10 protein-coding genes are annotated in these 14,465 nt (G+C 63.5%); 3 read left to right on the top strand and 7 right to left on the bottom strand.

All coding sequences use genetic code 11. The features are described 5' to 3' along the window. Positions 1-3: 3 nt before the first annotated feature. From aat to ASC48_RS14575, 6 genes are all read right to left on the bottom strand, one after another. Positions 4-702 carry a leucyl/phenylalanyl-tRNA--protein transferase gene (gene aat, locus ASC48_RS14600; RefSeq protein ID WP_055456467.1) on the bottom strand — a complete coding sequence of 233 codons (699 nt, stop codon included), beginning with the start codon at positions 700-702 and terminating at the stop codon, positions 4-6. A 90-nt stretch (positions 703-792) separates the two neighbouring features. Continuing rightward, positions 793-2,139 carry an acetyl-CoA carboxylase biotin carboxylase subunit gene (gene accC / locus ASC48_RS14595; RefSeq protein ID WP_055456466.1) on the bottom strand — a complete coding sequence of 449 codons (1,347 nt, stop codon included), beginning with the start codon at positions 2,137-2,139 and terminating at the stop codon, positions 793-795. 10 nt (positions 2,140-2,149) lie between these two features. Continuing rightward, positions 2,150-2,620: an acetyl-CoA carboxylase biotin carboxyl carrier protein gene (accB, locus tag ASC48_RS14590; RefSeq protein WP_055456465.1), complete on the bottom strand. Its 471-nt coding sequence runs from the start codon at positions 2,618-2,620 to the stop codon at positions 2,150-2,152. A 23-nt stretch (positions 2,621-2,643) separates the two neighbouring features. Further along, positions 2,644-3,087 carry a type II 3-dehydroquinate dehydratase gene (gene aroQ / locus ASC48_RS14585; protein ID WP_019964708.1) on the bottom strand — a complete coding sequence of 148 codons (444 nt, stop codon included), beginning with the start codon at positions 3,085-3,087 and terminating at the stop codon, positions 2,644-2,646. A 137-nt stretch (positions 3,088-3,224) separates the two neighbouring features. Beyond that, entirely contained in the window at positions 3,225-3,992 is a 768-nt protein-coding gene (locus ASC48_RS14580) for a DsbA family protein (RefSeq protein ID WP_055456464.1), read from the bottom strand. Between the two features lie 54 nt (positions 3,993-4,046). Beyond that, the gene (locus ASC48_RS14575) at positions 4,047-5,480 is read right to left on the bottom strand and encodes a M48 family metalloprotease (protein WP_055456463.1); all 1,434 of its coding nucleotides are present in this window, start codon (positions 5,478-5,480) and stop codon (positions 4,047-4,049) included. 246 nt (positions 5,481-5,726) lie between these two features. Here ASC48_RS14575 and ASC48_RS14570 point away from each other — a divergent pair, with 246 nt between their 5' ends. Next, a complete protein-coding gene (locus ASC48_RS14570) occupies positions 5,727-6,839 on the top strand; it encodes an aminotransferase class I/II-fold pyridoxal phosphate-dependent enzyme (protein ID WP_208975746.1) in 1,113 nt (370 codons plus the stop codon). A gap of 90 nt (positions 6,840-6,929) precedes the next feature. Here ASC48_RS14570 and ASC48_RS14565 read toward each other — a convergent pair whose 3' ends face one another. Continuing rightward, complete coding sequence (locus ASC48_RS14565) at positions 6,930-9,563, bottom strand: Rne/Rng family ribonuclease (protein ID WP_055456462.1); 2,634 nt, start codon at positions 9,561-9,563, stop codon at positions 6,930-6,932. Positions 9,564-10,441: 878 nt separating this feature from the next. Between ASC48_RS14565 and ASC48_RS14560 the strand changes: the two genes are divergently transcribed. Continuing rightward, complete coding sequence (locus ASC48_RS14560; RefSeq protein WP_244270070.1) at positions 10,442-11,773, top strand: N-acetylmuramoyl-L-alanine amidase; 1,332 nt, start codon at positions 10,442-10,444, stop codon at positions 11,771-11,773. Positions 11,774-11,945: 172 nt separating this feature from the next. Beyond that, a complete protein-coding gene (locus ASC48_RS14555) occupies positions 11,946-14,396 on the top strand; it encodes a penicillin-binding protein 1A (protein ID WP_055456460.1) in 2,451 nt (816 codons plus the stop codon). Positions 14,397-14,465: the final 69 nt, after the last annotated feature.

The following is a 14,465-nucleotide window of genomic DNA, read 5'->3' as shown; positions in this document are numbered from 1 at the left end:
GCCTCACGCCTTCTGCTTCCCTGACCCTTTCGCCCCGTCCAGAACCGCCAGCGCCATTTCGCCGGTGGCATCGGGGGGGAGGGTGAAGTAGCTGGCGTCACAGCGCATGGCGTCTTCGAGAAGCCGCGTGTACTCCGCTTTGGGCACTTCGATGGTGCCGAAGCGTTCCAGGTGGCTGGTGGTGAACTGGGTGTCGAGCAGGCAGTAGCCGCCCGCAATCAGCCGGGCCACCAGATGGGTGAGGCACACTTTGGAGGCGTCTCGCTCGCGGGCGAACATGCTTTCGCCGAAGAAGGCGCCGCCGATGCTCACCCCGTAGAGCCCGCCCACCAGCTTGTCCTCACGCCATGCCTCCACCGTGTGGCAGTGGCCAAGCTCGAAGAGTTCGCCGTAGAGGCGGCGGATTTCCGTGTTGATCCAGGTGTTGTACCGGCCCGGTGCCGGTTCGGCGCAGCCGTTGATGACGCCCTTAAAATCGCTGTCCACGCGGATCTCGAAATGGTCCGATCGCACTGTGCGGGCAAGACGGCGGGGCAGGTGGAAGCCGTCGAGGGGCAGGATGCCGCGGTGTTCCGGCTCGATCCAGAACAGATGCGGGTCGTCCGCTGATTCCGACATTGGGAAGATGCCGCAGGCATAGGCCTTCAGCAGAAGCTGCGGCGTGATTTCCAGAACGGCGTCGTCGTTGTTCTTGCGTGCCATCCCGAGGCCTGTAAGGTCCGGTCTTGCGACAGCTCTGATTGGATGCAGTCTCCGCCCGGCCATGCGGGCGGAGAACTTTTCTGCGGTATCTTACTGCTCCTTGGCAGCCAGATACTTCTCCAGCCAGTGAATGTCATACTGACCGTTGGCAATGTCCTGATTGTCCACCAGATCCCGGAACAGCGGAATGGTGGACTGGATGCCGTCGACCACGAATTCGTCCAGGCAACGGCGCAGGCGCATCATGCATTCCACGCGGTTGCGGCCATGGACGATCAGCTTGCCGATGAGGCTGTCGTAGTGCGGCGGGATCTTGTAGCCCTGATACACACCGGAATCGACGCGCACACCAAGGCCGCCGGGTGGGTGGTAATAGGTGATCGTGCCGGGCGAGGGGGCAAAGCTACGCGGGTTTTCCGCGTTGATGCGGCACTCGATGGCATGGCCCTCGAACAGCACGTCTTCCTGCTTGAGGCTGAGCGTGCCACCCGCTGCAATGCGTATCTGCTCGTTGACGAGGTCGAAGCCGGTGATCATTTCCGTCACCGGGTGCTCCACCTGCAGGCGGGTGTTCATTTCGATGAAATAGAACTGGCCGTCTTCATAAAGGAACTCGACCGTGCCGACGCCGCGGTACTTCAGCTTGCGCATGGCATCGGCAACGATCTCGCCGATTTCCGCACGCTGGCTGGCGTTGAGCGCCGGGGAGGGAGCCTCTTCCAGCACCTTCTGGTGACGGCGCTGCAAGGAGCAGTCGCGCTCGCCAAGATGGATGGCGTTGCCCTGACCGTCACCCAGAACCTGGATTTCGATGTGGCGCGGCTTGGCGAGATACTTCTCCATGTAGAGAGCATCATCGCCAAAGGCGGCCTTGGCTTCGGAACGGGCCGTGGAAAGGGCGTTGTCGAGGTCAGCCTCGGTCAGCGCCACCTTCATGCCGCGTCCGCCGCCGCCCGCTGCTGCCTTGACGAGCACCGGATAGCCGATCTCGCGGGCAATGGCGTGGGCATCGTCCTTCGGCGTCACGGCACCATCAGAGCCCGGCACCACCGGAATGCCGAGGCGTTTGGCGGTCTGCTTGGCCTCGATCTTGTCACCCATGATGCGGATGTGATCCGACGTGGGGCCAATGAAGGTGATGTTGTGAGCCTCGAGAATTTCCGCAAAGCGGGCGTTCTCGGACAGGAAGCCGTAGCCCGGATGCACTGCATCGGCGCCGGTGATTTCACAGGCAGCCATGAGGGCCGGGATGTTGAGGTAGCTGTCACGGGCCGGAGCCGGGCCGATGCAGACGCTTTCATCGGCAAGGCGCACGTGCATGGCATCTGCGTCGGCAGTGGAATGCACCGCCACGGTGGAAATGCCCAGCTCCTTGCAGGCCCGCAGCACCCGGAGGGCAATCTCGCCGCGGTTTGCGATCAGGATCTTGGTGAACATGGGGCGCCCCTTATTCGATGATGAAGAGCGGTTCGCCGTATTCCACCGGCTGCGCGTCGGTGACCAGCACCTGCTTCAGCACGCCGCTGCGCGGAGCGGGGATCTGGTTCATGGTCTTCATGGCCTCGACGATCAGGACCGTCTGGCCTTCCTTCACGGCGGCGCCGACTTCCACGAAGGCGCGGGCGCCCGGCTCGGGCGAAAGGTAGGCGGTGCCGACCATCGGCGAGGGCACCATGCCCGGATGCTTGGCGGGCTCTGCCGGTGCTGCGGCAGGGGCAGCTGCTGCCACGGGGGCGGCGGCCGGAGCCGGAGCCGGAGCATAATGAGAGGCAACGGAAGCCTGGATCGTCAGCTCGCGGGCAACGCGGATGCGGAAATCCTTCTGCTCCAGCTCGATCTCGGACAGGTTGGTCTCGTCGAGCAGGAGCGCCAGCTCACGGATCAGGTTTTTGTCGAAACCGTTGTTTTCTTTGGTCATCTCAAAGTGCTTTCTGTAGTCGTTCAGGCGCCGAGCTTGTGGGCCAGGGCCTCGATCGCCAGGTCATAGCCCTTGGCGCCGAAGCCGCAGATCACGCCGGCCGCAACCGGTGAGACATAGGAGTGGTGGCGGAAGGCCTCACGTGCATGGACGTTGGACAGATGGACTTCCACCGTGGGGAGCGCCACGGCACGGATCGCGTCATGAATGGCGACGGATGTGTGCGTGTAGGCGGCAGGATTGATGATGATCCCCACAGCGCCGGTGTCGGCAGCTTCGTGAATCCAGTCCACCAGCGTCCCTTCGCTGTTGGTCTGGCGGAAGACGATGTCGTAGCCGAGCCGCGCGGCAGTTGCGCGTGCCTGGGCCTCGATATCAGCGAGGGTCGTACGGCCATAGGTCTCCGGCTCGCGCTTGCCGAGCCGGTTGAGATTGGGGCCGTTCAAAATGAAAAAGGTGGCGGGCATTCCTTCTCCGTCGCCGCGATTTCCGCATCCTTATAGGGATTTGCGCGCGGGAGGAAAAGCCCTGATTGGGGCAGCGCCGTGGCCGCCCCCAGGGTCTTTGTGAAATTACGGAAATGTCCGTGGCCTGTGGGATCCGGTCAGCAGTTCGCCTTGCCGCATTTGCGCATGGATTGAATGGCGGCCTTCAGCGTGTCATAGCCATAGGCGCCCTTGATCACCGCATCGCCGATCACGTAGGACGGCGTGCCGGAAATGCCGAGCTGGTCGGCCAGATCATAGACTTCTTCCACATTGGCGCGCACATCGTCCTTGGTGACCGCGCGGGCGAGATCGTCACGGGCAAGGCCCATCGCCTCTGCGACCTTCAGCGTGCTGGCCTGATCGGCCTTGCCGCGCATGGTCAGCATGGCGACGTGGAATTCGCGATACCTGTCCGGCGCCAGCGCATTCACGGCGATGGCAATCTGTGCGGCCTCGAAGGAGGGCTGGCCCAGAACCGGATATTCCTTCAGCACGACGCGCAGGTTCGGATCCTCATCCAGCAGACGTTCCATGTCAGCCATGGCGCGCTTGCAGTAGCCGCAGTTGTAGTCGAAGAACTCGACCATGGTGACATCGCCTTCCGGATTGCCCAGCACCACCTGATGGCGGGAATTGAACAGGGCGCCGTCCTTGTCGGCCAGCATTGCGCTGACGCGGGTGGCTTCGGCTTCCTTGTCGCGGCGGTCCAGTTCGACAAGAGCGTCGCGGATGACTTCGGGGTTCTGCAGCAGATAGTCCCGCACAATCTGCTCCACCTGCGCCTTGTCGGGGGCGGGGGACTGGGCCGAAGCTGTCACGGGAGCCAGGGTGCCAATGGCAAGCGCCAGCACGGGTGCAGCGAGACAGCGGAAAAAGCGGTTCATTCAAAAAACTCCTGCGCGTATGCCGCGCGTGGTGCGGAAACGGATTGCTGCAGCTCAGCGGTTCAGGGCCGGCGGCGTGTAGGTCAGGATATCATCTGCCAGGATCCATGCAGGGGTTCCGGGCTTCAAATTCTTTTGAGCACGTGCGGCATATCGTTTCGCCGCCTGGAAGTCACCCGCCATCATCATGCCCTGGGCTGTGGAGACATCCGCCTCTGCCTGCTTGCCCTGGCGCCCCTGCGCAATGGCCAGCTGGCTGAAGGCGATGCCGGAATTCGGGTCGCGCTGGATGCCGTTCTTCAGGATGCGTTCCGCCTCAGCCAGGAGCGAGGGCTCATTGGCGCCGACCATGGCATAACCAAGCCAGATCAGGAACTGGCCCTCATTGGGCCGCAACTGCACGGCGCGCTGGAAGGAGGGAATGGCCGCCTTCGGGTTTCCTGATTCCAGCAGGGCCTGGCCCTTCAGCTCATGGAAATACGGGTTGTCCGGCTGCTTGGCGATCAGCGCGTCAATGTCCTTCACCGCAGCCCGGCCGCTGCTGCGCATGGCCGCAACCGCGCGCGCATATTGAGCGGGCATGCTTGTGTCCGAGCGCGGATAGAGCCGGGCGACCGCGTTGGGATGACTGGTGAAGGCGGTCAGCTTGGCCCGCACCATGTCATGGCGCGCCTGAAGGGCAGGCGGGGCGGGCTTGTCGAAATACTTGCTCTTGCGGGCCTGCTCCTCAAGCGCATTGTAACGCTCGCGCGCCATCGGATGGCTCTGGGCATAAGGATCGGTGTATTTGGCCGAGAACAGCTGCTGGTCGGCAAAGCGCTCGAAGGTGCGCAGCATGCCTTTGGCGCTCTGGCCGGTCATTTCCAGATAGCGCAGGGCCGCCTTGTCGGCAGCGGCCTCTTCGCCGCGCTGATAGGCCAGCAGCGAGCGCTGGCCGATGCCCGGCGCGCCCATGGCAATGGCCGCACCGCCCCCCGCCGCTCCGGAGGAATTGCTGGAGACACCTGCCGCCATGGCACCGGCACCCAGCACCATGCCGACAACGGTCATAATCTGCGCATTGGCTAGCGCGGTGCGCAGACGCACCAGATGGCGGCCCGCGATATGGCCGGCCTCATGGGCGATCACGCCGATGACCTCGCCCGGTGTCTCGGCTTCCATCAGCACGCCCACATTGATGAACATGCGGCGGGCATCGGGAACGAAAGCGTTGAAGGTGTTCTCGTTGACGAGGATGATTTCCACCTGTCCCTGCGGCAGCCCGGCAGCCTTGAAGATCGGTGCCGCATAGTCGCGCAAGAGCTCTTCGGTCTCTGCATCGCGCACAACCGGAATCTTCCGCCCCTGGGCCGCCGATGGTGCGGTCAACGAGGGCAAGGCAATCGCCGCTGCCATGAACAGGGTGCCGGCCTTGCGCAGAATCCGGCCAAGGACAGGCGCGGCGGCTTTGCCGCCGCCGGGTTCCTGAACGGTGGAAATGTGTCGCACGGGTGCTTCCTCTTCTGCATGTTGCTGGAGAAAGTAGGGGAGGCATCCGGGGCAGGTCAACAGGCCGGGCCGCCGCATCCGGTCACGCTCTGGTGTGCTGAGTGTACTTAGCCCGCCAAAGCGGCGGCTGGCATAAGAGCGGGCAACGCTGTAAACCGCGTGGCAACAGCCATCGTGAGGATTTGCGCCGTGACCAGCCAAAAGACCATCCCTTCCGTCCGCAGTGCCGTGGACCCGTTCCTGGCCATGGATGTTCTGTCGGCGGCGCGTGCGCTGGAAGCCGAAGGGCGGCATCTCATCCACATGGAAGTGGGCCAGCCCGGCGCACCGGCCCCGTCCACCGTTCTTGCCGCCGCCCGGCAAGCGCTGGAGGGCGGGCGCCTCGGTTATACGGAAGCGCGTGGTATCGTGCCCTTGCGCCAGCGCATTGCGCGCCACTACCGCGATACCTATGGCGTCGAGGTGCCTGAAAGCCGGATCATGGTGACGACCGGCTCTTCTGCGGGCTTCAACCTGTCGTTCCTTGCCGCCTTCGATCCGGGTGACCGGATCGTTCTGACGGCACCCGGTTATCCGGCCTACCGCAACATCATCAGGGCGCTGGGGCTGGTGCCGGTGGAAATCGAGGTGGGGCCGGACACCCGCTGGAGCCTGACGCCGGATCACATCGCAGCAGCGCTGAAGGATGGCCCGGTCAAGGGCGTTCTGGTGGCGAGCCCCGCAAACCCGACCGGCACGATGATGACGCCCGCAGCCCTCGCCGGTCTTGCCCGCTTCTGTGACGATGCGGGCATCTGGTTCATCTCCGACGAGATCTATCACGGGCTCGTTTATGACGGGAAGCAGGCCTGCGCGCTGGAGACCTCGCAGAATGCCATCATCATCAACAGCTTCTCCAAATATTACTGCATGACGGGCTGGCGCATTGGCTGGATGGTGCTGCCGGAAAGCCTTGTGCGTCCGTCCGAGCGCATTGCCCAGAGCCTCTATATCTCGGCGCCGGAGCTGTCGCAGATCGCTGCTGCGGCGGCCTTCGAGGCAACCGAGGAGCTGGAAGTCATCAAGGCAGGATATGCCGCCAACCGGGCGCTGCTGCTGGAGACCCTGCCGAAGATCGGTTTTGACCGGCTGCTGCCGATGGATGGTGCCTTCTATGTCTATGCCGACACCAGCCGCTTTACCACCAGTTCCCTCGATTTCACGCGCGCCATGCTGCAGGAAGCCGGCGTTGCGGCAACGCCCGGGGCGGATTTCGATCCCGTTCACGGTGTCAGCTACACCCGCTTTTCCTTCGCCGGGTCCGGTGAGGATATTGCAGAGGCCGTGCGGCGTCTGGACGGATGGCTGAAAGGCCGCTGAGGGCGCAGGACTTCGCCGAAGAGAGAGAAAACAAAACCCCTCCGGAAGCAGCCTTCCGGAGGGGGTCTTTTTTAGTCTCTGATCAGGGGATCAAAAGAAGGAGCGGCGCTGCCACCAGCCGGAGCGCTTGGGCTTGCCTTCGTCATCCGGGCCTTCGCCGTCACCGGTGGTCTGGCTGGTGACGACCGGCGTTGCCGGTGCCTTCGGGCGGGCCGGGGCTGCCGGTTCTGCGGGCAATTCAACTTCAGGCGCCGGGGCAGCCTCAGCGGCAACGGTTTCCAGAACCGGTGCCTCTGCTGCCGGAGTTTCAGCCACCGGGGCTTCCTGCGCTGCCTCGGGAGCGGCCGTTACGGCTTCCTCAGCGGTTTCGGCCACTGCCGGAGCTGCTTCCACCCGGGCAGGAGCGTCTGCGTCAATCTCTGCAGCAGCGGGGGCTTCGGCTGCTTCTGGAAAGGAGCCGCCGTTTGCGGCTTCGTCCCCTTCAACGGCACCGGTCAGATCTTCCGAAGCAGCGGCTGCGTCTGCATCCTCACCGGAAGCATCCTCGCCGCCGTCGCTGCCCTCCCCGCCGTCCTCGCGCTCGCCATTGCGGCGGCCGCGCCGGCCGCCACGGCGGCCACGGCGGCGCTTGCGCTTGGGCTCGTCGGAACCATCGCCCTGGGCGCCTTCACCCTGAGACGCTTCACCGTCTTCGCTTTCGCCGGTGCTGCCTTCTGCGTCATCGCCGGCATCAGCGTCCGAACCGTCTTCGTTCTGGCGCGGGCCGGCCTGGCGGTCACCGCCTGCATCCGGGCTGCGGCGGCGCTTGCGGCGGCGGCGCTTGCGGCGCTCGCTGTCTTCGGACTGCTCGCGGGCAGAGGGACGTGCCGAGGCTGTTTCCAGTTCCTCCCCGACGTCATCCTCGTCCTCTTCTTCCGGCTCGACGATATCGTCGATCTCTTCGATCTCGACCATATGCGGCTGAACCTGCGGCGGGGCGGGGAGGGGGATCTTGTCGCGGTCGATCAGGGACGAGCGCTCCAGCACGTAATGCTGGCCATGGCCCACCTCATCCGCGACCACGGCAATCTCGAGGCCGAAACGGGCCTCAAGGTCACCCAGGTTGCGGCGCTTCTGGTTGAGGATGTAGAGCGCAACCGGCGTATTGGTGCGCACGATCAGATTGTGGGTGACGCCCTTCAGCAGGAAGTCTTCCAGCGAGCGCAGCACATGCAGGGCAACCGATTCGACCGAGCGGATCATGCCCGAGCCATGGCAATGCGGGCAGGGCGTAGTGGAGCTTTCCAGAACACCGGTGCGGATGCGCTGGCGCGACATTTCCATGAGGCCAAAATGCGATATCCGGCCAACCTGGATGCGTGCGCGGTCGTTCTTCAGACAGTCCTTGAGCTTGCGCTCCACCGTCCGGTTGTTCTTGTTCTCCTCCATATCGATGAAGTCGATGACGATGAGGCCGGCCAGATCGCGCAGGCGCAGCTGGCGCGAGACTTCCTCGGCGGCTTCAAGGTTCGTCTGGAGGGCGGTGTCCTCGATATTGTGCTCGCGGGTGGATTTGCCCGAGTTCACGTCGATGGAGACCAGGGCTTCCGTCTGGTTGATGACGATGTAGCCGCCCGAGCGCAGGGTCACCTGCGGGGAGAACATGGCATCGAGCTGCGGCTCCACCCCGAAGCGGGTGAAGATCGGCGAGGCCTCGCGGTAGGGCTGGACGTTCTTGGCATGGCTCGGCATGAGCATGCGCATGAAGTCCTTGGCCTCGCGGTAGCCGTCTTCGCCGGCGACGAGAACCTCGTCGATGTCCTTGTTGTAGAGATCGCGGATCGAGCGCTTGATCAGGCTGCCTTCCTCATAGACGAGGCAGGGCGCGCTGGACTTCAGCGTCAGGTCGCGCACGTTCTCCCACAGGCGCATCAGATATTCGAAGTCGCGCTTGATCTCGGCCTTGGTGCGGCTGGCACCGGCCGTGCGCAAGATGACGCCCATGCCCTCCGGCACCTCCAGTTCGGAGGCGATCTTCTTCAGGCGCTTGCGGTCGGCAGGCTGGGTGATCTTGCGGGAAATGCCGCCGCCACGGCCCGTGTTCGGCATCAGCACCGAGTAACGGCCGGCGAGCGACAGATAGGTGGTCAGGGCAGCGCCCTTGTTGCCGCGCTCTTCCTTGACGACCTGGACCAGCAGCACCTGGCGGCGCTTGATGACTTCCTGGATCTTGTACTGCTTGCGCTGGCGGGTGCGGCGCTCCGGCACCTCTTCCATGGCATCTTCGGCGCCGACCGATTCAACGTGGTCGGCATCATCGTCGCCGTCGGAGGACGGCTTGTCCGAATCCTCGTGATCGTCATCGTCGTCGCTGTCGTCTCCGTCCTTTGCTGCTTCCGAGGCCGCAGCCTCGCGGGCGGCATGACGGGCGTTCTCCGCAGCTTCGCGCCGCTCTTCCTCGTGACGCTCGTCTTCGATCAGCGCCAGCCTGTCAGCGGCGGGGATCTGGTAATAGTCGGGATGGATTTCGCTGAAAGCGAGGAAACCATGCCGGTTTCCGCCGTATTCCACGAATGCGGCCTGGAGGGAGGGTTCGACCCGCGTCACCTTCGCCAGATAAATATTGCCGCGCAGTTGCTTCCGGTTAGCTGCCTCGAAGTCGAATTCTTCAACTCGATTGCCGCGCACCACGACGACCCGGGTTTCCTCCGGGTGCGCCGCGTCGATCAGCATCTTGTTTGCCATTGATGAAGGTCTCCACGGCAGCCGGACGCCCGGGGCGCGGCTGACGCGCTCCGTGGCTGAAGGTCCGGCAGACCGTTTTCTTGTCACTTGGATGGAAAGACGAAAGAGCTGGCGTGCGCGCGTCTATGCCTGCGGACCGGCTGTCCCGCAAAACCGGGGACACCGTTTGTGTCATTTCCGCCTGCATCGCGCTGTGCTTCAAGGCAACGCCTGCCCTTGATTAAACTGTTGTCACCGCGAAGTGCTGCCGCAAGAGGCCCGATGGCCGCCTGCGAGGCGCTTCTGTTTTCACGGATGGGGCATGCAGCCCGGCCTTGGGGCCTGAACCATGACAGGTCACTCTGGTCACCCTTCGGGCGGAGCGTGCAGGATAGAAGCCTGCTCACTGCCTTCTGGTCCGGCCAATTCCAGACTGTCCAGGGACAGCCCGCACCCGTCACACCTAATACCGCCCAATGCTTCGCCGTCTCTTAACGCCGGGCGCCGCGGCCGGGGCAAATGGCCTCCACTCCGCGCCGCGCGTCCGGCAAAGCCGCCAAGACATGTGGAAAGACTGTTCTTCCCATCATCTGAGGCAGTATCGGCTGCAAACCGAAATCCGTATTCTTCTTTTACGGGTCAGCAAGCGCCTTGGCAAGCAACGGAAATCATCTCTGCCAGCTTGCAAGTGGCGGCTAGGGCCGTTAGCACGGAGTTAACCATCCGCCGGCAGGGTCATTGCATCAGGATCCGTCCTTTGACGGCACGCCACCGGAGGGATTAAAGAGCGCGGCAGGTGCCGCATCCGAGCCCGCAAACAGGACCGGAGTAGAGGATTGCCAGTCAGATTGCAGCAGAGTTTGCCTGTCTTTCTGCCAGGCCGCGAGCGGAAGGCGCCCGTGGCCCGCAGAGGTTTGCGCGATTTTGTATTGCCTGCGCTGCGCCGTGCCGCGGCGAGGGTGATGCTTGCCGCCGCTCTGGCTTTGCCTGCCGTGGCCGCAAGCGCTCCGGTTCGGGCGGAGACCTTGCCGGTTGCCCCGGATCTGTCTTCTGCTGCCACGGATGCCCGGATTGCCGGGGACGAAACACGGACACGATTCGTTCTGGATCTGCAGGGGCAGGTGCCTTTCATCGTTTCGAACCTCGCCGATCCCTACCGGGTTATCATTGATCTGCCTTCCATGGAGTTCAAGCTGCCCGAAGGTTCGGGCACGGACGGGCGCGGTCTGATCCGGAGCTGGCGCTACGGTGTGTTCGCCAAGGGAAAGGCGCGGATCGTGCTGGACCTTACCGAACCGGCCAAGGTGGACAAAAGTTTCGTTCTGGAAGCCATTGAAGACCAGCCGGCCCGGCTTGTTGTCGATCTTGTGAAGACCAGCCGTGAGGAATTTCTCGCCGAGGCCGAGCGCACCCATCAGCCGCTCAGCGCTCTGGTGGCGGATGGCCAGCAGGCTGCGCCCAAGGCAAACAAACTGACCTCATCGGCGGGCAAGACCAAGCCTGTCGTTGTGCTGGACCCTGGCCATGGCGGCATTGATACGGGCGCCATCGGCGTGCATGGCACGCTGGAGAAGGCAGTGGTTCTGAGTTTTGCGCAGGTTCTGAAAAAGAAACTGGAAGACACAGGCCATTACACGGTCTTCATGACCCGTGAGGACGACACTTTCGTGCCGCTGCGCAAGCGGGTGCAGTTTGCCCGCGGCCACAACGCCGATCTCTTTGTCTCGATCCATGCGGACTCGGTGCGCAGTTACAAGGAAGAGGTGCGCGGCGCCACGGTATACACGCTCTCCGAAAAGGCGTCGGATACGCTGGCAGCCCAGATTGCAGCCTCGGAAAACCATTCGGATGTACTGGCCGGGGTGGAACTGAGTGAGGAGCCCGCTGAAGTCGCCGATATTCTGGTCGATCTCGCCCGGCGGGAAACCAAGATCTTTTCAAGCCATTTCTCGAAGATCCTCGTGGAAGAGCTGAGAAGCGCGGTGAAGCTGATCAACAATCCGCAGCGCTCCGCCGGTTTCATGGTGCTCAGAGCCCATGACGTGCCGTCCGTTCTGGTGGAGCTTGGTTATCTCTCCAACGAGCAGGACGAGAAGCTGCTGATTTCGCAGGAGTGGCGTGAGCGCACGGCAACCGCTGTTGCGGACGCGATCGAGGCCTTCTTCCAGCCGCGCTTTGCGATGGACAAGGGGGCGGCTGGAGAGACTGCGGCGGGGACAAAGGTCAAGTAATTGCGCCGCAGGGCCTGCCTGCGCTTGCCGGTGCCTCAGCATCGCCATATTGCTCGACGACTAAGGTCCCGAGGTAAACCCGGATTTGTGTCTGCTCCTGTGTCCTGCCTGCCCGGAATGTGGTAGGGGGACCGGCAGCGGCACTCTGGCCGGGAAGAAGCGAGCCCAAGGCATGAAATTTCTGATCAAGTTCTTCGGTTATCTGTTCGGCATCGGTACGGTGCTGGGACTGCTGGTCGCGGCCGGCGTCTGGATCTATCTGGAGAAGCTGGGCGAAGACCTGCCGGACTATACGGCGCTGAAGAACTATGAACCGCCGGTGATGACCCGCGTGCATGCTGCCGACGGCAGCCTGATGGCCGAATATGCCAAGCAGAGGCGCCTCTTCCTGCCGATCCAGGCCATGCCGGACATCCTGAAGGAAGCCTACATCTCGGCGGAAGACAAGAATTTCTACAGCCACGTCGGTATCGACCCGGAGGGCATTGCCCGTGCCGTGGTGCGCTTCGTGCAGAATTTCGGCTCCGGCCGCCGCCCTGAAGGCGCCTCGACGATCACGCAGCAGGTTGCCAAGAACTTCCTGCTGACCAACGAACTGTCGGTCGACCGCAAGATCAAGGAAGCGATCCTGTCGCTGCGCATCGAGCAGGCCTACACCAAGGACGAGATCCTTGAGCTCTATCTCAACGAGATCTACCTTGGCCTTGGCGCTTATGGTGTGGCGGCAGCTTCGCTCGTCTATTTCGACAAGTCGGTGCATGAGCTGAGCCTTGAGGAAGTCGCCTATCTGGCGGCGCTGCCGAAGGCGCCGAACAATTACCATCCCTTCCGTGGCCGCGAGCGCGCCATCGAGCGCCGCAACTGGGTGATCGACCGTATGGTCGAGAACGGCTATGTGAGCGCGGCCGATGCCGAGGTTGCCAAGGCAAAGCCCCTGACGGTGAAGCCGCGTGAAACCGGTTCCCAGCTGTTTGCTGCGGAATACTTCACGGAAGAGGTCCGGCGCCAGGTCGCATCGATCTATGGCGAGAACAGCCTCTACGAAGGCGGTCTCTCGGTCCGCTCCTCGCTGGACCCGAAGATGCAGGTGATAGCCCGCAAGGTGCTGATGAACGGCCTTCTGGATTTCGACCAGAAGCGCGGCGGCGGCTGGCGCGGGCCGGTGACGACGATCTCTGTCGCAGGTGACTGGGGCGTTGAGCTTGGCAAGGTGGAAGCCCTTTCGGATCTGCCGGAGTGGCGTCTTGCTGTTGTGCTGGAGGCTGGTCAGAAGACGGCGCAGGTTGGCCTGCAGCCGCGCAGGCTTGTCAGCGGTGCCCTTGAGCCGGAGCGCGAGACGGCAACGCTGCAGCTGGATGACATGAAGTGGGCACGCGTGTCCGGCCGCGCCCCCAACTCGGTCAATGACGTGCTCAACCCGGGTGACGTGGTCTACGTCGAAATTCCGAAGAACGGCGGCCGCTACCAGCTGCGCCAGATTCCGCGTGTTTCGGGTGCGCTGGTCGCGATGGACCCGTTCACCGGCCGCGTACTGGCGCTGGTTGGCGGCTTCAGCTTTGCCCAGAGCGAGTTCAACCGCGCGACGCAGGCCTGGCGCCAGCCCGGCTCGTCCTTCAAGCCCTTCGTCTATGCGGCGGCACTCGACAATGGCTACACCCCGTCCAGCGTGGTTCTGGATGCCCCCATCGAGCTGGCGCAAGCCGGGCAGGCAACCTGGCGCCCACAGAACTATGGCGGCAAGTTCTATGGCCCCTCGACCCTGCGCACGGGTATCGAGCTGTCACGTAACCTCATGACCATCCGCCTTGCGCAGGACATGGGCATGCCGCTGGTGGCCGAATATGCCAAGCGTTTCGGTATCTACGACAACATGATGCCTGTTCTCTCCATGTCGCTGGGCGCAGGCGAGACTACCGTGCTGCGCATGGTCACGGCCTATTCGATCCTTGCAAATGGCGGCCGTAAGGTGACCCCGACGCTGATCGACCGCATCCAGGACCGTTACGGCCGCACCATCTACAAGCATGACAGCCGCATTTGCGAAACCTGTGATGCCGATGACTGGACCGGTCAGGCCGAGCCTGAGCTGATCGACGAGCGCGAGCAGGTGCTCGACCCGATGACGGCCTATCAGATCACGTCGATGATGGAAGGCGTGGTTCAGCGCGGCACCGCCACCAGCGTGCGTGCAGTTGGCCGCCCGGTTGCCGGTAAGACCGGCACCACCAACGAGGAAAAGGACGCCTGGTTCGTCGGCTATACGCCGGATCTCGCGGTCGGCGTCTTCATCGGCTACGACCAGCCGCGGCCGATGGGACGCGGTGCGACGGGCGGCCTTGTCGCTGCGCCGATCTTCACCGAGTTCATGAAGGAAGCGCTGGCGGGCAGCCCGCCGGTCGAGTTCCGTGTTCCGAAGGGTCTGCAGCTGATCCCGATCAACCGGCACACCGGCATGCGTGCGGTTGCCGGGGCCGAAGGCACCATTCTGGAGTCCTTCAAGCCGGGCACTGCCCCGCCGGACACTTACTCGGTCATCGGCTTCGAGGACGAGATGGGCGTACCGCGCACCGTTTCTCCGGAGGCAGGCGCTGCCGTTATGACCGGCACTGGCGGGCTTTATTGACCCTTCCGGAGATCTGCCTGCGCGGCTAGCTGTTTACATGGCTTGCCTGCGCCGTTAGTCTCCGCCCCG

Origin of the sequence: Pannonibacter indicus (genome assembly GCF_001418225.1) — a bacterium.
GTDB lineage: Bacteria > Pseudomonadota > Alphaproteobacteria > Rhizobiales > Stappiaceae > Pannonibacter > Pannonibacter indicus.
The sequence above is the reverse complement of the archived record's forward strand: the minus strand, read 5'-3'. Positions and strand labels throughout refer to the sequence as shown.

Excerpts from the sequence above, each read along its gene's own strand:
- aat (WP_055456467.1), bottom strand. The coding sequence starts at position 702 with ATGGCACGCAAGAACAACGACGACGCCGTTCTGGAAATCACGCCGCAG.
- accC (WP_055456466.1), bottom strand. The coding sequence starts at position 2,139 with ATGTTCACCAAGATCCTGATCGCAAACCGCGGCGAGATTGCCCTCCGG.
- accB (WP_055456465.1), bottom strand. The coding sequence starts at position 2,620 with ATGACCAAAGAAAACAACGGTTTCGACAAAAACCTGATCCGTGAGCTG.
- aroQ (WP_019964708.1), bottom strand. The coding sequence starts at position 3,087 with ATGCCCGCCACCTTTTTCATTTTGAACGGCCCCAATCTCAACCGGCTC.
- ASC48_RS14580 (WP_055456464.1), bottom strand. The coding sequence starts at position 3,992 with ATGAACCGCTTTTTCCGCTGTCTCGCTGCACCCGTGCTGGCGCTTGCC.
- ASC48_RS14570 (WP_208975746.1), top strand. The coding sequence starts at position 5,727 with ATGGATGTTCTGTCGGCGGCGCGTGCGCTGGAAGCCGAAGGGCGGCAT.
- ASC48_RS14565 (WP_055456462.1), bottom strand. The coding sequence starts at position 9,563 with ATGGCAAACAAGATGCTGATCGACGCGGCGCACCCGGAGGAAACCCGG.
- ASC48_RS14555 (WP_055456460.1), top strand. The coding sequence starts at position 11,946 with ATGAAATTTCTGATCAAGTTCTTCGGTTATCTGTTCGGCATCGGTACG.